Here is a 20,575-nt window from a genome sequence, read left to right on the forward strand (position 1 = left end):
CGGAGTGTAGCGCAGCTTGGTAGCGCATCTGGTTTGGGACCAGAGGGTCGGGGGTTCGAATCCCTCCACTCCGACCATCTTATAAGTGGTATTAAAGCAAGTCTTCTGTATACCTATTCAGGTATCATCGTCGGAGTGTAGCGCAGCTTGGTAGCGCATCTGGTTTGGGACCAGAGGGTCGGGGGTTCGAATCCCTCCACTCCGACCACTTAATTTCCTCGAACATTCATTACAACAAATAGATTCAACGTTGTAGGTATATTGCTATTGAGGGATGAGAAGCCCCGAAGGGGGATCGAACCGAGCAAAGCGAGATAAACGAGTGCAACGAGGACCCGAAGGGTGAGGTGTAGCCGAATAATCCCTCCACTCCGACCACTTAATCAAATCCTTTATATATCTTCTAAGGCATGGAACGCTGAGATGGGTAATCCTGCAAAAACATTACGCTCTATTCGTGTACTCAAGACACAACTGATCCAGTCTGAACTGATAGATGCGAAGAAAGCATCCCAGGCAGATACGTCTCCAGAGCAGCATACGTATCGTAAAGAGATACTGACCTCTCTAGCAGTTAAAATAAAGGAAGCTCAGCAGCCATCCAGACATACCAGTCAGAATAAACCTTATAGAAAAGCGGCACAGGTATCTCTACTGGATTGAGATCATAATAAGCAGCTCCACCCATTAACTGAGAACATTGACCTTTCAGAATTAATAACCACTTCTCCCTCTCATTCATCCCACCACATAATAGTGGCAAACTCCAAATATCCGACTAAAATTCTCAACTATAGAGGGATAATTTCAGACGGATAACTACCTTTCCCCATTATGCAAACCGACTCATCTATCAACAGAATAAAGTTATTGATGTCGCAACTTGAGCTCAGGCTATAAACAGCAGGAAAACAGGTATGGATACCCCCAATGAGCATGAAGAAATGTTTGCCGCGATCGATTACCTGAAAGAGAAGTTAAAAAAAGAGAGATCACTTTGTGAATCTTGTGACGAGAAAACATCAGGGTGTGAAGAAGATGAACAGCTCTGCCAGAAAATAAAACTGATGACACTGGCTAAAAAAATCCAGAGTAATTAGCGATCAAGGCGATTGGCTGCCGACCTCCTGATTTTCAATCAGTAAAGCAGCTGTAGTCGCTTAAAAATATGATACAAGCTCCTCACCTACCTAAATAACTCAGATTACCCTAGCAGATGCGAGCCTGTTATCCACACAGACTGATTAAAAGGGGATCTATATTACTCTGCTACTACTACCCTATCACGCCCCCTATGCTTAGCGGCATACATCGCCTGATCTGCACTATCGACCAACTCATCAAGCTGCTCAAAATTTCCCCGCCCCCTCTCAGCAACACCAATACTGATGGTCACCTTGAGGCTGCTTTCAGAAACTGCTGACTCTACATCGATCTGGACTTCACGGATGGTTTCACGGATACGTTCAGCAATTTTACCGGCCTTTGTTGCTCCGACACCCGGTAGTAATACAATAAACTCCTCGCCGCCGTATCGCCCTAGCTGATCGAACTCTCGCAACAGGTCTTTCATCTCTCTTGCAACACAGATTAAGACCTGATCTCCCACAGAGTGCCCATAGAGATCATTCACCCGCTTAAAATGATCTACATCGATCATCATGACCGAAAATGGGGTGGCCTTTTCAACAGAATTGATAAACTCCACAGCAGCTAAACTCTCGATACCTCGACGGTTAAATACACCTGTAAGGCCATCGTGACTTGCCTGATGGAGAAGTTTCTCCTCTTGTTTCCGACTGCTTGCCAGACGCAAAGAAAAGTAATTAAACAGTGACAGTGATATAAAAATGGTTACGAATAGCGTGCAAAAGGCAAAATAGAAAAGATACTGAGATCTGGAAATAATCCCCCCCAGGAGGGACTCTATCTGATTCACGGGAAACTGAATACTTAACCCTCCCCTGACATCACCCAATTCATAGCCATACTTTTGATGACAACCCAGACACTCTGGCTTGACTTTCAAGGGAGCAAGATATCGGTATACATCCCCCTGCAACTCGACTGCAGTATCTCCATCCCCCTCTTCGAACCGATTAAGAATTTTTCTTTCCCAATCATCCGGCATATTGACTGGATTAAGCGGCCTTAAGCTGGTCAAACCGGCTTCAATCTGACTACCTGCCAGAATTTCTGAGATCTGCCGGGTCATATAGGCAGGGTTTACCTTTGTCAGCGCTCTATTATAGGAATCGATAATATCCCTGTCGGGAACATCCAGATAGGGGTTTGGTGGAGTAGTGTCTGTCGTAACCACATAAACACCACCATGCATCGCATTCCATCGCCTTACTGTCTGTACAATATGAGCGATGGAATCCCCTCTAAGCCTCGCGACTTCAAGTCCGGTGTAACTAATATCGCTACGAAGATAGACCGCAGCAGCACCCACAGCAACAACACTGATAACCAATGAGATAATGAAACTGCCGATATATCGATTAATCATTTACCCACACCGCTCTATAAACGCTCACTGCACAGAACAAACAGTCGGTTAAGAATAGTAGATCTTCCCTCCAGCCAATATGATGCAGAGCAACAAAGCAGCCGAAGAAAACGCCCATATAACCATGCTCCACCAATTAACCATAAAGTTTAAATGGATATTTTTGGTTATTTGATAAACAATAGATCCAAACAATAAATATAATGATAGGTTGCAACGGAATGCAGGCTTCTCCTACACAATCAACCCACCAGGTAACAATCACACTTCTGTTACTGATCGGAGCCATTGTTGTTGCTCGGCTCACTCATCCGGTTGAGCGTTTAAAACAGTTTTTGTATGAACACCCCTCCCTAGAACAGCTACACATTGACGATCTGATTTTGGGCGCTTTGGGTGGTGCCTTTTTCATCCTTACTTTGCTATTACTACAGATGAAAAATCACTACCGCAGTGCTGCCAACAACTCTGCCGAAAAGCACCAACACTATGAGCTATTATCACAACTCCCCGTCGCTGTTGCCGCCGTTAATGCCCACTCTCAGATTCAAATCAGCAACCAGACCTTTTCAGAGCTTACCCGGCACTGCCCCCATGATGAAATTTTCTCAATTATCTCTACCCTAATTGATAAGGTCAGCCCCGTTGCTCCACACGCGGCGGTCACACAGAAACACTTTGATCTGTTCAAAAACAGTGAGACTTATATCAACTGGCTGCTGTTCCGTCAGAGGGATGAGAATTATGTACTGCTAGGTGTCGATGAAAACCATCTCAAGGAGGTGACAACAGAGCTTTCCATCTCCAGACAAATTATTGAGCAAGCCCCCATCGGCATTTTGGTCACCCAGCCCGATATGAGAATCGAATATGTCAATGACGCCTTTCAGCAGGTCACAGGATACAGTTTGAAGGAGGTCACCGGTGCTACTCCCTCCATATTGCAGTCAGGCATACATAATCAAACGTTCTACAAAGAGATGCAGCACTCCCTGCAGGAGACCGGACACTGGCAAGGGGAGATATGGAATAAACGAAAAAGCGGCGAGCAATACTTAGAATGGCTTTCTATCACCGCGCTTGTCGACCTTTCAGGTGAGGTAACAAACTACATAGGTATGTTTTCGGAGATCACAGCCCAGGAACATGTGAAACAGAAACTGCGCAATCTCGCTTACTTTGATGGCCTGACCTCTCTGGCAAACCGTGCCCATATTGAAGAACTGATTGCAGAACAGATCAACACAGCTGATGACCGAATATTCTGTCTGCTGTTTATCGACATCGACGGCTTCAAGAGGATCAATGATAGTTTAGGCCATGAGATAGGTGATGAACTTCTGGTCGCTTTCGCCAAGCGACTGCAACACAATATTCGGGAGACAGATATCCCCTCACGCTGGGGAGGAGATGAATTCATCATCGGATTCAAAGCTTCCAATCCATCAAGTGATATTGCCAAGGTGTGTGAAAACCTGCTCCATATAATGAAACAACCCTTCTGGGTAAAAGATCGCGAGCTGAGTATTACCGTGAGTATCGGTGTCTGTACTCACTCTGCTGAGTCAAACAGCGTGGAGGCATTAATTAGGAATGCCGATACCGCCATGTATCTCGCTAAACGTAAAGGTAAATGCCGATATGAGGTGTTCTCTCAAGAACTGCATAAAGAGCTTACAGAAAACCTGGAAATTGAAGGCCATCTGCGAAAAGCCCTTAAAGAGCAATCACTCGATGTACATTTCCAACCCCAGATTACGACTACACCTCACTATAAAGTCTCCGGCATCGAAGCTCTGGCACGCTGGCATCACTCCACATTAGGACACATTCCACCGGGGAAATTCATTCCCGTCGCCGAATCTACCGGCCTGATTGGAGAACTGGGCCGAGTCATAATCAAGCAAGCTTTTAATCAATTTAGCCAATGCAGTGACATTGATCATACTCTGGAACTCTCAGTCAATCTTAATGCTACCCAGCTATCCGATCCGGATATTGTTGAATTTATCATCCACACCGCTGCAGCCGCCGGCATCAGCTGCAACAAAGTAAAATTAGAGATAACTGAAGATATCTTTATTGAAGATATTCAGGCAGCACTCAAAAAACTAAATATGCTTAAATCGGTGGGTTTCAAAATCTCCCTGGATGATTTCGGTACGGGTTACTCCTCCCTTTCATACCTTAAAGAGTTTGATATTGATGAACTCAAAATTGACCGCTCATTTGTGAAAGGAATTGAGCGCTCACCCGTTAATCAGGCCATCATTAAAGCTATTTTTTCCATGACTGATTTCATGGGAATTCGCTGCATTGTGGAGGGGATAGAAACCCAACAACAGCTGGAGGTGTTGCATGAACTGAACTCTCATCACTTTCAGGGCTTTCTCTTTTCAAAACCCCTGCCAATTATGGAGTTAATCGACTATCTGAATTCGACCAACTCCACAAATCACCTACCCAACAAAAAGTGAGTGTTGGATAGGCATCACACCTGAACCACCAACTAAGTACGTCAATGACGTTTGATGGACAGTGCCGAAAGCGCATCAGACCTGATGCTCCCTGAAATACTTTACCAGGACACGAGTCAAGCTCTGAATATCTTGCGCCCCCGCCATCTCACGTATCGAGTGCATCGCAAACTGTGGAACACCAATATCCAATGTTTTTACACCCAACTCAGATGCAGTGATGGGCCCGATAGTACTTCCACATCCCATATCACTACGCACAACAAAGGCCTGAACCTCAACCTCCTCCGTCATCGCCAGATCACGGAACAGTGCACTTGTCTCACTATTAGTAGCGTAGCGTTGATTCGCATTCAGTTTTATTACAGGTCCGGCATTAAGCAGAGGCCCATGATTGGCATCATGTTTATCTGCAAAGTTAGGGTGAATCCCATGCGCATTATCTGCCGAAATCATCATCGAACGATTGATCATCCTGATTCGCGCTTCTGCTTCGGGCACCATACGCTCAATCACCTGGCTTAGCATCGGGCCCTGAGCACCCGCCGCACTCATACTGCCAACCTCTTCATGGTCATTGCAGACAAGTAGCGCTCCTTCAGCCGTATCAGCCTCCAGTAATGCGGCCAAGCCCATATAGCAGCTCAGCAGATTATCCAGCCGTGCCGATACCAGAAACTCCTCTGACAACCCAATTAATGACGGCGGCTGGGTATCATAGAGTGAGATCTCGTAATCCAGAACCTTCTCTACAGAGTGATTCCCTTCAGCACGCATCTGCTCTGCCAGCAGCTGTTTAAAATCAGACTTCTCTTCACCCTGCCCGAGAATGACTGGCAGAAATGTTTGCGCATTAATCTTCCGACTACTGTTTGCTTCACGATCCAAGTGGATCGCCAGGCTAGGGATCACTGCAACCGGCTTCTTAAAATCAACCAGTGCATTCAGACGGTCACCATCCTTCGAAAGGTAACTTACCCGCCCTGCCATTGAGAGATCGCGATCAAACCAAGGATTGAGTAGTACACCTCCGTACACCTCAACCCCTAGCTGGTGATAACCATGCTTATGCAGTTCAGGCTGAGGTTTCACTTTGAGGCAGGGAGAGTCGGTATGTGCGCCGACCATACGAATACCCGATTCAACCAATTCACGATTTTGTGGCATCACCCAGGCAACAATGGATGAACCATTACGTAGTGTGAAATATCGCCCCCCTTTCTCGAGGTTCCACTGATCGGTTTCCAATAATTGTGTAAACCCTACCTTCTCAAGTCGTTTAGACATCTCGGCCACAGCATGAAACGGGGTTGGCGATGCAGCTAAAAACTGCTGCAGATCGGTTAACAGTTCCGACATATTCATACCTATTTCTCTTCTGCCTTAAAATCGATCAGCTCTACTTTAAAAATCAGCGTTGAATTCGCAGGAATCTCAACAGAGGGGCTCACTGCACCGTAAGCCAGCTCTGGCTTGATGTACAACTCCCACTGCGCGCCTTTATTCATCAATGATAGGCCTTCGGTCCATCCACGAATCACCCGATTCAACGGAAAGCTAGAGGGCTCTCCACGCTTATAAGAGCTATCAAATACAAAACCGTCAACCCGCTTGCCTTCATAATGAACAGTCACAACATCCGTAATCTTCGGCTTTTCCCCTGTTCCCGCTTTGATGATTTTATATTGCAGCCCTGACGGCGTAACACTCACATCAGGCTGATTAGCATTATCGCTCAGGAACTGATCACCCTGCTTACGAACATCATCATTTAGCGCTTTCTCGATCAGCTCTTTTCTGAAGCGCTCCTCTTCCGCATCATTTCCACAACCCGTCAGCAAGCTTGTAGATACGGTTAAAACTGCAAGGTATACACCAAATTTCATCATTTCATTTCCAAAATAGAGGAATGAGCATTCCAACTAATTGATTTTACATCGGTGCCACGCATGTCTACACTCAACAAACAGAGTCGGGGAACTCAAGGCACACTTCCCGGTCATAACTGAATCAAGGGTTTATTTTTAAGACTTACATTATGCATAGATCGCTTTTAAAGCCACTGTTAATCACTGCGTTTTCTCTTCTATTACCTGTTTCAGCCAACGCTCTTACTACCCCATTAGAATCAGAATCCGTCCATAAACAGACTTTGCAGGAGATTACCGAATCTCTGAAGCTGGGTCATTATAATCGTATCGCCCTCGACGATGCGCTTTCCAGTCAGATTTTCGATCAATATCTTAAAGATCTCGACCCTGCCCGAAGCTACTTTTATAGGAGCGATATTGACGAATTTGAGCAATACCGCCTCAGCCTTGATGACAAGATCAAAACGGCCGACCTTGAGGAAGCATATATTATCTTTAACCGCTTTCAGGAGCGGATGGAAAACCGCCTCAACTTCATCATTGATGAGCTCGAAAACGGAAAAAAATTCGACTTCACTGTTGCAGAGACCCTGAACACGGACCGAGAAAGCGCACCCTGGATTGAATCCGAGCAAGAGATGAATGCGCTTTGGGACCGCCGGATTAAAAGCGCTCTTCTAAACCTTAAACTGGCCGGCAAAACAGTTGAGGAAGCCCGGGAGGTTCTAATTAAGCGCTATAACAATCAGCTTAAGCGTGCGCTTCAGGTCAATAGTGAAGATGTTTTCCAGACTTTCACCAACGCCTATACCAAGCAATACGACCCACATACACAGTATTTCTCTCCGCGAAAATCGGAGAACTTTAAGATTAATATGAGCCTCTCCCTTGAAGGGATCGGGGCTGTGCTAAAAAGTGAGAATGAGTTTACACAGATCGTTCGTCTTGTCCCTGCTGGCCCAGCAGAGAAAACCGGATTACTTAAAGCAACTGACCGGATAATAGGTGTTGGCCAGGGCGAAGAGGGTGAGATTGAAGATGTCGTGGGCTGGCGCCTGGATGATGTAGTCCAGCTTATTCGCGGCCCAAAAGACACCGTCGTACGACTGGAGGTGAAAGGTGCCGAGCGAGATGATGCTCCCTCTCGAATTGTCCAGATTGTCCGCAATAAGGTAAAACTGGAAGAGCAATCCGCTCAGAAACGTATCCTTGATGTTGAACACTTAGGCCAGAATTTCCGCCTAGGGGTCATTGAGATTCCAGCGTTCTATATCGATTTTGAAGCGCTGCAAAAAGGTGACGAAAACTTTAAAAGCACCTCGCGTGATGTTGAAAAGCTGATCAACGAACTAAAACAGGAGAACATCGACGGTCTGATCGTTGATCTGCGTAACAACGGTGGCGGTTCGCTGCGTGAAGCTAACGATACTGTGGGTCTGTTTATTAAACACGGTCCAACCGTTCAGGTTAAAGATTCAGCGGGACGCGTGGATATCTTACAGGATCGTAACCCTATGGTGGCTTATGATGGACCTGTAGCAGTTCTGGTTAACCGCCTCTCCGCATCAGCATCAGAAATTTTTGCTGGAGCCATTCAGGACTATAACCGCGGTATTGTCATCGGCGGACAGACCTTCGGTAAAGGAACGGTCCAAACACTGCTTCCACTGAATCATGGCCAGTTAAAACTCACTCATGCCAAGTTCTACCGTATCTCCGGCGAAAGCACCCAGAACAAGGGGGTTCTGCCTGATATCAACTTCCCAACACTATATGACCCTGAGATCATTGGTGAAAGCGCTTTGGAACAAGCACTGTCCTGGGACAAAGTACGCTCCGCACCACACGGTACTTACCCGAGTCTGAAACCGTTTCTAAGTCAGGTGAACAAGCACTATCAATCCCGAAGCATGACAAACCCTGATTTCATCTTTATGCGGGAACAGGTTGATCGCCTGAATGAGGTTCGCAGCGAAAGCAGCCTGATTCCCCTGCAAGAGAGTGCTCTCAAAACGGAAAGGGACAGTGCCGAGCAGTGGCAACTCGATGCTGAAAACCGTCGTCGCATGAAGAAACAGCTTCCGCTGATTGAAAAGCTCTCTGACCTTGAGACCGAGCTTAAGAAAGATGCCCAAGGGCGCCCGATAAATCCGGAAGCCGAAGCGATGCTTGTTGAGAGTGGCCGTATTTTGTTAGATGCTACCTTCATGCAGCTGCAATACTCAGCAGCACAAGCTGAAAAAACCAAAGGCAAACAGCGCGAATAACTGCGAAACAAGCTAGGGATATAAGGGATGAAAGCCAAGAGCATCATTATCTTCGCTATAGTTGTACCTATTGTATTGATCCTACTGGGCGGCGGTGGTTATTTCGCTTATAACGAGATGCAGGGACAACATGAAAAAAACCTCAAGGATCTTGAAAAATTTGGTTTCACAGTACTCCCGACCAGCACCTATACCGAATCAACCGGTGAACTAGGGAACAAACAGCTTCCCGCAACCTTTGCTGAATCTAAGCTCACCCCGACTCAAAAAGTGATTCAGGGGCTAATGAACGACAATGAACAGTTGCTCGAAGAGCAGAAAGCCCTCAAATCCCAGATAGACGGGCTCAAGGCTGAAGTTGCCGCGTTAGAGAATTACAAAAAACTCAACGAACACTTTGCCCCGCTGACAATTACAGAGGAGATCGCTGAGGTAGAGAAGCAACTGAAAACTCTGCTGATTGATCTTCCTGACGCACGCCGTTTTTCTAATCTACAGATCGAGGCGATGTCGGCCGCTTCTGGCAACGAGTATAAAAAGTTTATCGGCGGCAAACGGCTGATCCTATCTGAGACTGAACGTGAAGCCCTTGTTCGGGATTATATGCCGGAGTTTGCATTCTGCATCGGCGATGGCATTGAGATCGCGGCAAACTCTCCAAGAGAGGAGCGCCTTATCACCGCCTATTTCCGTAAACCAGAAGATTCCGCTCTCTCAGCAGATCTTCAGGCGGATCTAACGACCGTGATTAAACCCTGCCAGACAGCACTCTATGAACGGCTTGCGGACTATGATAAACCGATCTGAATCTGAATATTCCGCACTCAAAAAAACCTGTATCAAAAGCCTTTTTCCTGTATAATACGCGCTCATTTTCTATCGATCTGGGCGCTAAACCGGTCAAAACGCCCCCTTCGAATATTAAAAAACTGACCCTGTAAATCCGGTATTACAGGCTGAAGTGCTGCCCTCCATCCTAATTCTCTGGAAAAGGTGGCCCTTACTATAGGACACATTCAATGAGCGAAAGCTTTGCTGATCTGTTTGAAGAATCCCTTCAATCCCTAGACATGACTCCTGGCAAACTGGTAATTGGTGAAGTTGTTGATATCGACAGCGACTGGGTTACCGTTCACGCTGGCCTGAAATCTGAAGCAATCATCCCACGTTCTCAGTTCCTGAACGACGCTAACGAACTGGAAATCCAGATCGGTGACGACGTTAAAGTTGCTCTGGAAGCAGTTGAAGATGGTTTCGGTGAAACACGTCTGTCTCGTGAAAAAGCGAAACGCGCTGAAGCATGGGAAGTTCTACAGACTAAATTTGAAGCTGAAGAAACTGTTAAAGGTTACATCAGCGGCAAAGTTAAAGGCGGCTTCACAGTTAGCATCAACAACATTCAGGGCTTCCTGCCAGGTTCACTGGTAGATGTTCGCCCAGTACGTGACGTTGATCACCTGGAAGGCAAAGAGCTGGAATTCAAACTGATCAAGCTGGATCCTAAGCGTAACAACATCGTTGTTTCTCGCCGTGCGGTTCTTCAGGAAGCAAACAGCGCTCAACGTGATGAGCTGCTGGCTACTCTGGAAGAAGGTCAGGAAGTTAAAGGTTTCGTTAAGAACCTGACTAACTACGGTGCATTCATCGATCTGGGTGGTGTTGACGGCCTGCTGCACATCACTGACATGGCTTGGAAGCGTATCTCTCACCCATCTGAGATGCTGAACCCAGGTGACGAGATCACTGTTAAGATCATCAAGTTTGACAAAGAATCTGGTCGTATCTCTCTGGGTCTGAAACAGCTGTCTCAGGATCCATGGTCTCTGATCAAAGAGCGTTACCCAGCTGGTGCTAAGTGCCAGGCACGCATCACTAACCTGACTGACTACGGCTGCTTCGCATCTATCGAAGACGGTGTTGAAGGTCTGGTTCACGTTTCTGAAATGTCTTGGACTAACAAGAACATCCACCCATCTAAAGTTGTTCAGATCGGTGATGAGCTTGAAGTTATGATTCTGGACGTTGATGAAGAGCGTCGTCGTATCTCTCTGGGTATCAAGCAGTGCACTGCTAACCCATGGGTTACTTTCGCTGAGCAGTTTGCAGCAGGCGACAAAGTTACTGGTACTATCAAAACTATCACTGACTTTGGTATCTTCGTTGGTCTGCAGGACGAGCTGGACGGTCTGGTTCACATGTCCGACATCACTTGGGAAGCTGACGCTGAAGCAGCTCTTCGCCAGTTCAAGAAAGGCGAAGAAGTTGAAGCAGTTATCCTGTCTATCGATGCTGAGAAAGAGCGTATCTCTCTGGGCGTTAAGCAGCTGGAAAGCGATCCATTCGCTGAATACGCAGCAGCTAACGACAAAGGCGCTATCGTAACGGGTAAAGTTACTTCTGTAGACGCTAAAGCTGCAGTTGTTGAACTTGCTGAAGGCATTGAAGGTACTCTGAAAGTATCTGAGATCTCTGTAGATCGCGTAGAAGACGCTTCTTCCGTACTGAACGTTGGTGATGAAGTAGAAGCTAAGATCGTTACTCTGGATCGTCGTAACCGCGTTATCAACCTGTCTATCAAAGCGAAAGAACAGGCTGAAGAGAAAGCAGCAATCTCTGCTGTACGCAACGCTGAAGTTGAAGTATCTGGTCCAACCACTATCGGTGACCTGATCAAGGCTCAGCTGGACAACCAGAAGTAATCACTTCTAGTTAAGCACTAAAAAAGCCGCAATCATCGATTGCGGCTTTTTTGTATCTACTACCCAGATAACGTGCACTTTAGCGGAATTATCGACTTACTCAATGATGTAATCGACAAACGCCTCCTCGTCGATCTCATTATCTTTAACGTCATACCAGCTTAGTACGGATGCTCCCGATGCTATAACCGTTTCCTGATCTCCACTTAACAGAGGATGCCATTCAGGCAACTCTTTGCCCTCATGAATTAAACGGTAAGAGCATGTAGGAGGCAGCCAGTGAAACGCATCTACATCTTTCGGGGTTAATTTCACACAGTCCGGCACCAAGGAGCAACGCTCTTCATACTTGGTGCAACGGCAGGTCTCAAAATCCAGAAGGTGACAGACCACAGAGGTGTAAAACACCTCCTTAGTATCTTCATCTTCCAATTTATGCAGACAGCATAGCGCACAACCATCACAGAGAGACTCCCACTCATTCTGGGACATCTCCTGCAAACTTTTACTACGCCAGAAAACCTCCTGTGCTGCCACTAGCGAACACCGCTTTCAGGACGGTTTTTGTGCAGATCCAGCATGTAATCATCTTTTGGCGGCGGCATCTGCAGAAAATAACCTTTTTCATCGATCTCAGATAAAACCTTTTCCGCCTCAACGCGCGCCAGCTTACGGTCAGCTTTTAGGGGCATATCCATAACATGCTTAGGTGTTCCAAACATCTCTAACAGTGCTTCCGGCACTTTGCTCAGCTGGTCACGCTTATCAACATAGAGGTACATCTCATCCTTACGCGGACTCAGGTAAACGGAGCATATTTTCATCGGTTAAGCACCTTCAGTTCTTAAATTCTCTATCTTCTCTAATTCGGACAGCAGTGCTGGTCCGACCAACTCCCGACGCCAGACTGGCATCTCCTCAGGAAGCTGATACTCGCCGACTTCTACGCCCGAACGAACCAGCTGTTCCAGCTCTTTTCTGCGTAATAAAAGCTCGGGAGCAATATCTTGCTCTTCAGCAATCCGTCTTGCGATTGACTTCAATTTTTTCAGGTGTTTATTCCAGAAAAAATGCAGTGGTCGCGGTATCGGCTCTGGCGAATCACTCTCTGCACTCTCCTGCCCCTGCCTTAAAATGGTCAGGATGGTTTCACCATCAGTACGCAAGATCCGCTTTTTAACTTCGTCTAAACGCGAAAGCTCAGCTATATTGCGTGGCCAGTTCTCTACAATTTGCAACAAAGCTTGGTTGCGTAGTATCCGGTTTCTCGGTACATCCCGCTTTCGAGCCACCTGCTCGCGCCAGGCGGTCAGATCTCGCAGGGCCGCTAATTTGTGCTCGGGGATACGCCACATTTGAGTAAAACGCTTGTAGTACTCATAGCCTTCAACATCATCAATCAGCGCACTCGCCAATAGATGCTCATTCTCCTGCTCAGCCCAGTGATAATGTCCGCGCTGCTCTAATTCCGCTTTCTGCAAAGCATAGATTGCAGGCAGATATGCGACATCCAGGGCGGCATACTTCTCCTGACTGGCTGTGAGCGGCCTCTGTAGCCAATCAGAGGTCGTCTCATGCTTCTCCAGCTGAATATCCAGCTTTTGCTCCAGCATACGCTGCAACCCCATGGAGAATCCCCAGTTTATCAGGGCCCCAGCCAGCTGAGTATCGAACAATGGTACTGGCAACGCCCCCATCACTCCCTGGAAAAGCTCCAGATCTTCGGTCGAGGCGTGCATTAATTTGGTCACATTACGATCTTCAAACAACGCCTTTAAACTACTGAAGTCGGTGATCGCCAACGGATCAATCAGATAACATTGATGGTCATCCGCAATCTGAATCAACCCGGGTACTGGATAAAATGTTTCTACCCGCTGGAACTCAGTATCAACTGCTATCAGAGGTAACGCCCTCCATGACTCACAGTATTTTTCCAGCTCTGACTCTGTCTGAATATAGACAGGCTTCTCAGCTGAGTTTTCAAGTACTTTCCAGTCATAAGCAGAGCTGTCAGTCATGTAAACCTCAAAGTAATGAACGGCGGCCAGCTATCGCATGAGCCAGAGTGCCACCATCAACAAATTCCAACTCCCCACCAACAGGTACGCCGTGAGCAATGCGTGACACCTTCACATCAAGTGCTTTTACCTGCGCAGCAATAAAGTGAGCAGTAGCCTCGCCCTCAACAGTCGGGTTGGTTGCCAGAATAATTTCACTGATCTCTTCTGTACGAATACGCTCCAGCAGAAGATCGATACCCAGATCTTCAGGGCCGATACCATCAATCGGTGAAAGGTGACCTGACAGAACAAAATACTTGCCATTAAAGCCACCTGTTTGCTCAACCGCCAATGCGTCCACCGGAGACTCAAGCACACACAACAGATGCTTATCTCGACTTTCCGAAACACAGATATCACAGATATCATTTTCAGAAAGTGTACGGCATGACTGGCAGCGCCCTACCTCAGAAACGGCTTTCTGCAACGCTTCGGATAAGGCGATGGCACCCTCAGAATCCCGTTCAAGCAGGTGAAATGCCATACGCTGAGCGGATTTAGGTCCAACACCGGGCAGGCAACGCAGTGAGGTTATTAACTGCTGTATAAGCGGACTGAATGACATAGTTTAGAACGGCATATTGAAGCCAGGCGGCATACCCATACCACCTGTTACATCAGCCATTTTTTCCTGAGTGTAGGACTCTATTTTACGGACAGCATCATTCACAGCAGCGGCGATCAGATCTTCAAGGATCTCTTTATCCTCTTCCATCAGGCTGTCATCGATGTTGATACTCTTTACATCATGGCGACCGTTCATCACCACCTTAACCAACCCTGCACCTGATTCGCCCGTCTGTTCAGCCTGAGCGATCTGTTCCTGTGCTTTCTGTAGGTTTTCTTGCATTTTCTGGGCCTGTTTCATCAGGTTACCCATACCACCTTTCATCATTTTTACCTCAATATTTAATCGATAGGTACCACAGATGATAGCTCAATCTGTGCATCAAAATTATCTTGTAGCAACTTTACTGTTGCATCATTACGAATAGTCTCAATCGCCAGCGCATGACGCTCCTCACGCTTACGATTCAGGTACTGAGCCGGTGTCTCCTGTCGTTGCGGAGACTGCATAAATTCAATCTGAAGCGTCGTCTGGAAATAACTATTCAGGGCATCCGAGATCCGCTCCCTCTGGATCTCATTAAGCATCGTATGCTGCTCTTTTGTGTAATGAAAAACCAAACCTGATTCCGAGATATTCTCCAGAGATAGGTGAGTTGCCAGACTCTCAGTCATCCCGCTCAATCCGATCGAACGACTGATATGAACCCAATGCTCCAGCACCAAATCAGCCAGTGTGTTCGGGCAGGACTCCACCTCTACAACACTTTTGGCGATTTCACCCACCTCAGACAGATCCGTTAACGGAGCTTTTTCCGGAACCATCTCCGGTTCTTTGGCAAATACATCAGAGTTTTCACCCCCCGCTGCAGGAATTAAATCGGCAGAGGAATAGCCAGGGTCTTCACCATCATGAGTATCCCAGGGAGGGGGAAGATCCGCCTCCGCAGCCTTCACTTCAGGCTTTTTTACCGGGTCTACCTCCGGCCCAGTCAGCTCAGGGTAAGCCTCGCTCTCCGACAGAGGGGGCTTCGAATCTGAGGGCTGTGCCTGCGAAGGCGCAGAATGAACCTGCTGCGGCTCAGACGTTGCAACAACAGACGACGGCGCTTCAGAAGAAGCCTGAGATTGCGGCGTAACGGAGCTTTGCTCCACCCCGGATAGGGTGACATTTCTGGGAGCGGCACTAGCCGGTCTAAATGCCAGCATGCGCAACAACACCATCTCCAGTCCCTCTCGCGGATCCGGAACAAACGGCAGATCTTTACGCCCCATCAATGCAACCTGGTAATACAGCTGCACATCTTCCGCCGATAACTGACCTGCCAACTGAGTGACCTGCTCTTTATCTCCCATACTGTTATCCACAGCATCAGGAATCGTCTGAGCCAGAGCAATTCGATGTAGCACACTGATCAGATCACCAAGAACAGCGTTGTAATCCGGTGAAAACTGCGCAAGATCACTGACCGATGCGATAAGCCCCCGGGCATCGCCTGAAGCCAGGCACTGCAACATCTGATAGACCAAACGCTGATCGATGGTGCCGAGCATCGCTCTGACATCGGCTTCCTGAATACTACCTGCACCAAATGCAATCGCCTGATCGGTCAGGCTCATCGCATCTCGCATTGAGCCATCAGCAGAGCGTGCCAGTAACCATAAGGCAGGATCGTCATAAGCCACCTGCTCCTGGGTCAGTACATGAGTCAGGTGATTCACAATCCGCTCGGGGATCAGGTTCTTCAGATTAAACTGCAAACAGCGAGATAAAATTGTAATAGGAAGCTTCTGCGGATCGGTCGTGGCCAGCAGAAATTTTACATGCGGCGGGGGCTCTTCCAACGTCTTTAAAAGAGCATTGAAAGAGTGAGTCGATAACATGTGTACCTCATCGATGAGGTAGACTTTATAACGTCCATGGGTTGGTGCATATTGCACGTTTTCCATCAGTTCACGTGTATCTTCGACTTTGGTTCGGGATGCTGCATCAACCTCAATAAGGTCGACGAAACGCCCCTCTGCAATCTCTCTGCAGGCAGAACATTCACCACAAGGTGTAGATGATACGCCGGTCTCACAATTAAGGGATTTTGCAAACAGGCGGGCGATCGATGTTTTACCCACCCCTCGGGTTCCGGTAAACAGATAGGCATGATGCAAACGATCATCATCCAGAGCATTGACCAGTGCTTTAAGCACATGCTCCTGTCCGACCATCTCCTGAAATTTAGCAGGACGCCACTTTCGCGCCAGAACCTGATAACTCATCTATTTTGGCTACTTATTTCGACTGAAAATCAGTGCCCTATGCTACCTGTTGAGACGTGCTTGCGCCAGCTAAACCTAACCGCCCAAGCGATACTCTTAAGGATCTCTAATCCCCAAAACAAGGTTTGTCGTCAACCCTCTGAAACCAAACTTATGGTCCAGATCACACTGCATTCTGCCCAAACAACGCAGACAACAGATAAGTTACTCGCAACCCTGAATATTTACGGTTAAAATCTATCCAATTAAACCGAAGGCCTACGTATGTTCAAAAAACGCCCGACAAAAGCAGAACTCCGTGATCAGCTTAATGCTGAGGTATCACAGTTCCTGCAGAAAGGCGGCAAGATACAGTGCGTAGATATGGGAGAATCGGGCCTTGTTGACGGCCGGTACACCCAGTACAAAGGCGGGTTTGAACGTACCCAGCCCCAGGAAAGAACCCCTGTTCATGGCCTCTTAGCGACAATTGATTCAAGACGCAAACAGAAGTCACGACCAATTAGCACTACAACGAAACGCTCAACGCCACAGAAAAAAGTCATCTATGATGATTTTGACGAGCCGATTCGCACCATTTGGGTCGAGGATTAACCCCTCTCTTCCTCAGCTTTTTCATCATTATCAGCCGTTACCAACACTGAATAAAAACAGTGACGGTTTTTACCTGCTCGCTTCGCCTGATACATCGCACTGTCTGCAAAATCAATTAACTCATCAACTGATTCTGAATCAGTTGGATATTGGCTGATCCCGATACTGGTCCCAATCTGTATCCGTTGTGATTCTATAGTCATCGGTCTGGAGATTATTTCGATAATCTTATCTGCAACCCGCTGAACCGCTGCCTCATCTAAAGCAGGGGACAGACAGATGACAAACTCATCTCCGCCCAATCTCGCTATGCAATCAGATTCGCGCATAGTCTCACGCAATAACTCTGCTACCTGCTTTAACACACAGTCTCCGATGAAGTGACCATAGGTATCGTTGGTCTGCTTAAATCCATCAAGATCCAGATAGAGAAGTGCCAGCGAATGCTGCTGCCGTTTGGCCTGCTTCAGCAACTGCTCAAGCTGTTCATAAAATAGATTACGATTGGCTAACTGAGTCAGAGCATCGTAATTCGCCCGGAAGCGCATCTCATCCTCAAGCTCCTTACGCTTGCTGATATCAGAAAAAAGCGCAATATATTCCAGTGGCTCCCCCTCCTCATCCCTAACCATCGCAATGGTTTGCCACTGTGGATAAACTTCACCGGATTTACGCCGGTTCCAGATCTCCCCCTCCCAGCGATTATCTAGCTGAAGCTTTTCAAACATATCCTGATAAAATGCTTCATCGTGATGCCCAGAATGTAGCACTTTGGGATTTTTCCCTACGATCTCAGACTCCTGAAAGCCCGTGATCTCATAGAAGGCAGGGTTAACCATCTTGATCGTACCTGTGAGATCCGTCACCATAATCGCTTCAGAGGCAGCATCAAAAACGGTCTGTGCCGCCCTCATCCTTTTCTCAATCTGTTTAAACTCGGTCACATCCTCTTTCACAGCGATGTAATGCGTGACACCTCCATCTTCAGAGTGAACAGGCGCGATCATCGTTTTATCCCAAAACAGAGAGCCATCCTTACGCCGGTTGACCAACTCTCCTCGCCAGATCTGACCCGATTTTATCGTTTTCCACAGGTCAATATACTCATCTCTGCTGTTCTCACCTGACTTTAACATCCGGGGCGTATTACCGATCAGATCCTCTTGCGTATAACCGGTTGTCGCGAAGAAGCTGGGATTTGCGTAGGTGATCACTCCCTTACTATCAGTCATCAACACAGACACCGGACTCTTTTCAACCGCCAGTGATAGCTCTTTCAGGCGTAGATGCTCCTGTTGCTTCTCCTGCTCAAACACTTCCAGCCTTTCACACATCAGATTAAATGCATGCGCCGTTTGCACAAGCTCACCACACTCCTCCTCAGAGATTCGGTGGGAAAAATCACCTTCTGAGATCTGTCGGCTCGCATAGCGTAAAGCCCCCAGCTCCTTGGCGAACACTCTTAATGCGAAATAGGCTCCTATCGTCATTAACAGGATCGCGACAGCGATAAAGGAATAAAGCTGTATTCGTGAGCGGTAGAACTGACTGGAGAGGTGGTCTATCGAGATACCATAATGGACCTCACCCAGATTCAAGGGGTTCGGTGGTAGCAATATAACCTGATCATAGATACGTTGATGAAGTGAGAGATCCACACGCTCTGCATGTTGATGCAGTGGTTCATGAGTACCACTTCCTGCAACCAGAGCATTATCCCGATCATAGATATGCAGGTAATTGACCGGGACAGAGCTGACTAATTCAGAGATTCTGTCAGTAAATTCGCTCTCCGGTGTCTGTTCCAATGCAGGCAGCAAGAAATGATTGAGAAACTCGCCAACGATATCAGCCTGTCGCTCGATCTCTGTAGCTGATGCCGTTTTTTGAAAGTTAATACTCAGATACGCCATCGCAGATAAGCAGCCGATACCGACGACCATAACAGCGACTAAGAGTTTGGTTCTGTACTTCATTAAAACCGACCGATTACCCTTAAACATCAAAAAGTTAAAGATATTAATAATCTCTAATAGTAGTCTGTTTTATATACGATAAACACTGACACAGAGTAAGGAATTCCATTAAAAACGGTTGAGATAAGTCGCAATTTGGCTAAGCATTTCGTGCTAAAGCATGAAATAATAGGAGCATTAACTCTGACCGGTTCAGAGAGACTAATATGCATTTGAGTGGAAAGTTTATGACCTCGATTTCTCTAGTTCGCCCTGATGACTGGCACATCCACCTCCGTGACGGTGCTCAGCTGAAAGATACTGTACGTGATGTCAGCCGCTACATGGGCCGGGCGATCATTATGCCTAATCTGGTACCCCCAGTTACCAACACCGAAGAGGCTCTTGGATACCACCAGCGCATTATGGATCAAAACCCACAAGGAGGTTTTGATCCTCTCATGGTCCTCTACCTAACCGATAACACCTCACCGGAAGAGATTAAAAAAGCAAAGGCCAGTGGAAAAATTTACGCAGCTAAACTCTACCCGGCCGGCGCTACAACCAACTCTGATTCCGGTGTTACCTCTGTAAAAAATGTCTACCCTGCGCTTGAAGCGATGCAGGAAGCGGGGATGCTGCTGCTCATTCATGGTGAAGTTACCGACGCATCTATTGATATTTTTGACCGCGAAAAAACATTTATCGACAACGTGTTGAAAGAGGTCGTGAACGATTTCCCTAATCTGAAAATCGTACTGGAACATATTACGACAAAAGACGCTGCTGAGTTTGTGGCTCAGGCAGGTGAAAATGTAGCAGCAACTATTACTGCACACCACCTTCTGTTTAACCGAAACCACATGCTAGCTGGCGGCATACGCCCTCACTATTACTGCCTTCCTATTCTGAAGCGAAATATCCATCAGGAAGCGTTGATCAAAGCAGCGACATCTGGCAGCAAGAAGTTTTTCCTCGGAACAGACTCCGCACCACATATGAAACATGCCAAAGAAGCGGCCTGCGGTTGCGCTGGTTCATACACCGCACATGCGGCACTTGAACTCTACGCAGAAGCCTTTGAAGCTGCAGATGCGCTGGACAAACTGGAAGCCTTTGCCAGCTTTAATGGCCCAGACTTTTACGGACTCCCCCGCAATACCGATACGGTAACTCTGGTTAAAGAGAGCTGGGATGTGCCTGATAGCTATCCGTTAGGGGATGAAACGGTCGTGCCTATCCGGGCAGGAGAGCAGATCAGCTGGAAAGTAAAATAACTGAAGGGCCGCAATTGCGGCC

Annotated in this window: 18 protein-coding genes, 2 tRNA genes and 1 other RNA gene; 11 read left to right on the plus strand and 10 right to left on the minus strand. The window is 47.2% G+C overall.

Annotated elements, in window-relative coordinates; genetic code table 11:
- The 5 genes from Q0882_RS02210 (at position 1) to Q0882_RS02230 (ending at position 1,100) form a co-directional block, all read left to right on the plus strand.
- Positions 1-77, plus strand: a tRNA-Pro gene (locus tag Q0882_RS02210).
- Between the two features lie 54 nt (positions 78-131).
- Positions 132-208, plus strand: a tRNA-Pro gene (locus Q0882_RS02215).
- Between the two features lie 45 nt (positions 209-253).
- A non-coding RNA gene (locus Q0882_RS02220) (RtT sRNA) lies at positions 254-378 on the plus strand.
- A gap of 45 nt (positions 379-423) precedes the next feature.
- On the plus strand, positions 424-663 hold the full coding sequence (locus tag Q0882_RS02225) for a hypothetical protein (protein ID WP_299177446.1): 240 nt from the start codon (positions 424-426) through the stop codon (positions 661-663).
- Between the two features lie 254 nt (positions 664-917).
- Positions 918-1,100, plus strand: coding sequence for a hypothetical protein (locus Q0882_RS02230; RefSeq protein ID WP_299177448.1), 183 nt, complete (start codon positions 918-920; stop codon positions 1,098-1,100).
- 161 nt (positions 1,101-1,261) lie between these two features.
- On the opposite strand, the gene Q0882_RS02235 is transcribed toward Q0882_RS02230, so the two are convergent.
- Positions 1,262-2,512 (minus strand): diguanylate cyclase, encoded by a 1,251-nt coding sequence (locus tag Q0882_RS02235; RefSeq protein WP_299177451.1) that lies wholly within the window; start codon positions 2,510-2,512, stop codon positions 1,262-1,264.
- A 221-nt stretch (positions 2,513-2,733) separates the two neighbouring features.
- Between Q0882_RS02235 and Q0882_RS02240 the strand changes: the two genes are divergently transcribed.
- Positions 2,734-4,989 carry an EAL domain-containing protein gene (locus Q0882_RS02240; protein WP_299177452.1) on the plus strand — a complete coding sequence of 752 codons (2,256 nt, stop codon included), beginning with the start codon at positions 2,734-2,736 and terminating at the stop codon, positions 4,987-4,989.
- 75 nt (positions 4,990-5,064) lie between these two features.
- Here Q0882_RS02240 and Q0882_RS02245 read toward each other — a convergent pair whose 3' ends face one another.
- Both Q0882_RS02245 and Q0882_RS02250 read right to left on the minus strand, forming a co-directional pair.
- Positions 5,065-6,348, minus strand: coding sequence for a M18 family aminopeptidase (locus Q0882_RS02245; protein ID WP_299177455.1), 1,284 nt, complete (start codon positions 6,346-6,348; stop codon positions 5,065-5,067).
- A gap of 8 nt (positions 6,349-6,356) precedes the next feature.
- Positions 6,357-6,878, minus strand: coding sequence for an FKBP-type peptidyl-prolyl cis-trans isomerase (locus Q0882_RS02250; RefSeq protein WP_299177458.1), 522 nt, complete (start codon positions 6,876-6,878; stop codon positions 6,357-6,359).
- Positions 6,879-7,027: 149 nt separating this feature from the next.
- On the opposite strand from Q0882_RS02250, the gene Q0882_RS02255 reads away from it, so the two are divergent.
- The 3 genes from Q0882_RS02255 (at position 7,028) to rpsA (ending at position 11,826) form a co-directional block, all read left to right on the plus strand.
- Positions 7,028-9,127 carry a carboxy terminal-processing peptidase gene (locus Q0882_RS02255; protein WP_299177460.1) on the plus strand — a complete coding sequence of 700 codons (2,100 nt, stop codon included), beginning with the start codon at positions 7,028-7,030 and terminating at the stop codon, positions 9,125-9,127.
- Between the two features lie 27 nt (positions 9,128-9,154).
- On the plus strand, positions 9,155-9,934 hold the full coding sequence (locus Q0882_RS02260; protein ID WP_299177462.1) for a hypothetical protein: 780 nt from the start codon (positions 9,155-9,157) through the stop codon (positions 9,932-9,934).
- Positions 9,935-10,146: 212 nt separating this feature from the next.
- On the plus strand, positions 10,147-11,826 hold the full coding sequence (gene rpsA, locus Q0882_RS02265) for a 30S ribosomal protein S1 (protein ID WP_299177465.1): 1,680 nt from the start codon (positions 10,147-10,149) through the stop codon (positions 11,824-11,826).
- Positions 11,827-11,922: 96 nt separating this feature from the next.
- On the opposite strand, the gene Q0882_RS02270 is transcribed toward rpsA, so the two are convergent.
- From Q0882_RS02270 to dnaX, 6 genes are read right to left on the minus strand one after another with little or no spacing between them, the layout of a single operon-like run.
- Positions 11,923-12,363, minus strand: coding sequence for a YcgN family cysteine cluster protein (locus tag Q0882_RS02270; RefSeq protein WP_299177468.1), 441 nt, complete (start codon positions 12,361-12,363; stop codon positions 11,923-11,925).
- Positions 12,363-12,650: a YcgL domain-containing protein gene (locus Q0882_RS02275; RefSeq protein WP_299177471.1), complete on the minus strand. Its 288-nt coding sequence runs from the start codon at positions 12,648-12,650 to the stop codon at positions 12,363-12,365. The genes Q0882_RS02270 and Q0882_RS02275 overlap by 1 nt, the downstream gene beginning before the upstream one ends.
- 3 nt (positions 12,651-12,653) lie before the next feature.
- Positions 12,654-13,847, minus strand: a complete 1,194-nt coding sequence (rnd, locus tag Q0882_RS02280) for a ribonuclease D (protein WP_299177474.1) — start codon at positions 13,845-13,847, stop codon at positions 12,654-12,656.
- Positions 13,848-13,854: 7 nt separating this feature from the next.
- Positions 13,855-14,454 (minus strand): recombination mediator RecR, encoded by a 600-nt coding sequence (gene recR / locus Q0882_RS02285; protein ID WP_299177477.1) that lies wholly within the window; start codon positions 14,452-14,454, stop codon positions 13,855-13,857.
- A gap of 3 nt (positions 14,455-14,457) precedes the next feature.
- Positions 14,458-14,784 (minus strand): YbaB/EbfC family nucleoid-associated protein, encoded by a 327-nt coding sequence (locus tag Q0882_RS02290; RefSeq protein WP_299177479.1) that lies wholly within the window; start codon positions 14,782-14,784, stop codon positions 14,458-14,460.
- A 14-nt stretch (positions 14,785-14,798) separates the two neighbouring features.
- Positions 14,799-16,727, minus strand: coding sequence for a DNA polymerase III subunit gamma/tau (gene dnaX / locus Q0882_RS02295; protein WP_299177481.1), 1,929 nt, complete (start codon positions 16,725-16,727; stop codon positions 14,799-14,801).
- Between the two features lie 264 nt (positions 16,728-16,991).
- On the opposite strand from dnaX, the gene Q0882_RS02300 reads away from it, so the two are divergent.
- Positions 16,992-17,321, plus strand: coding sequence for a hypothetical protein (locus tag Q0882_RS02300; protein WP_299177483.1), 330 nt, complete (start codon positions 16,992-16,994; stop codon positions 17,319-17,321).
- Here the strand turns inward: Q0882_RS02300 and Q0882_RS02305 are convergent.
- Positions 17,318-19,297, minus strand: a complete 1,980-nt coding sequence (locus Q0882_RS02305) for a diguanylate cyclase (protein WP_299177485.1) — start codon at positions 19,295-19,297, stop codon at positions 17,318-17,320. The two genes, Q0882_RS02300 and Q0882_RS02305, sit on opposite strands and share 4 nt — an antisense overlap.
- A 227-nt stretch (positions 19,298-19,524) precedes the next feature.
- On the opposite strand from Q0882_RS02305, the gene pyrC reads away from it, so the two are divergent.
- Positions 19,525-20,553 (plus strand): dihydroorotase, encoded by a 1,029-nt coding sequence (pyrC, locus tag Q0882_RS02310; RefSeq protein WP_299177488.1) that lies wholly within the window; start codon positions 19,525-19,527, stop codon positions 20,551-20,553.
- Positions 20,554-20,575: the final 22 nt, after the last annotated feature.

The sequence above is a fragment of the uncultured Neptuniibacter sp. genome (assembly GCF_947498015.1).
In the GTDB taxonomy this organism is placed as follows: Bacteria; Pseudomonadota; Gammaproteobacteria; order Pseudomonadales; family Balneatricaceae; genus Neptuniibacter.

What these genes read in the sequence shown, in the direction of transcription:
- Q0882_RS02230 (WP_299177448.1), top strand. Translation starts at nt 918, where the DNA reads ATGGATACCCCCAATGAGCATGAAGAAATGTTTGCCGCGATCGATTAC.
- pyrC (WP_299177488.1), top strand. Translation starts at nt 19,525, where the DNA reads ATGACCTCGATTTCTCTAGTTCGCCCTGATGACTGGCACATCCACCTC.
- Q0882_RS02225 (WP_299177446.1), top strand. Translation starts at nt 424, where the DNA reads ATGGGTAATCCTGCAAAAACATTACGCTCTATTCGTGTACTCAAGACA.
- Q0882_RS02255 (WP_299177460.1), top strand. Translation starts at nt 7,028, where the DNA reads ATGCATAGATCGCTTTTAAAGCCACTGTTAATCACTGCGTTTTCTCTT.
- Q0882_RS02245 (WP_299177455.1), bottom strand. Translation starts at nt 6,348, where the DNA reads ATGTCGGAACTGTTAACCGATCTGCAGCAGTTTTTAGCTGCATCGCCA.
- dnaX (WP_299177481.1), bottom strand. Translation starts at nt 16,727, where the DNA reads ATGAGTTATCAGGTTCTGGCGCGAAAGTGGCGTCCTGCTAAATTTCAG.
- Q0882_RS02240 (WP_299177452.1), top strand. Translation starts at nt 2,734, where the DNA reads ATGCAGGCTTCTCCTACACAATCAACCCACCAGGTAACAATCACACTT.
- Q0882_RS02275 (WP_299177471.1), bottom strand. Translation starts at nt 12,650, where the DNA reads ATGAAAATATGCTCCGTTTACCTGAGTCCGCGTAAGGATGAGATGTAC.
- rnd (WP_299177474.1), bottom strand. Translation starts at nt 13,847, where the DNA reads ATGACTGACAGCTCTGCTTATGACTGGAAAGTACTTGAAAACTCAGCT.
- Q0882_RS02250 (WP_299177458.1), bottom strand. Translation starts at nt 6,878, where the DNA reads ATGATGAAATTTGGTGTATACCTTGCAGTTTTAACCGTATCTACAAGC.
- rpsA (WP_299177465.1), top strand. Translation starts at nt 10,147, where the DNA reads ATGAGCGAAAGCTTTGCTGATCTGTTTGAAGAATCCCTTCAATCCCTA.
- Q0882_RS02235 (WP_299177451.1), bottom strand. Translation starts at nt 2,512, where the DNA reads ATGATTAATCGATATATCGGCAGTTTCATTATCTCATTGGTTATCAGT.
- Q0882_RS02290 (WP_299177479.1), bottom strand. Translation starts at nt 14,784, where the DNA reads ATGATGAAAGGTGGTATGGGTAACCTGATGAAACAGGCCCAGAAAATG.
- Q0882_RS02260 (WP_299177462.1), top strand. Translation starts at nt 9,155, where the DNA reads ATGAAAGCCAAGAGCATCATTATCTTCGCTATAGTTGTACCTATTGTA.
- Q0882_RS02305 (WP_299177485.1), bottom strand. Translation starts at nt 19,297, where the DNA reads ATGAAGTACAGAACCAAACTCTTAGTCGCTGTTATGGTCGTCGGTATC.
- recR (WP_299177477.1), bottom strand. Translation starts at nt 14,454, where the DNA reads ATGTCATTCAGTCCGCTTATACAGCAGTTAATAACCTCACTGCGTTGC.
- Q0882_RS02300 (WP_299177483.1), top strand. Translation starts at nt 16,992, where the DNA reads ATGTTCAAAAAACGCCCGACAAAAGCAGAACTCCGTGATCAGCTTAAT.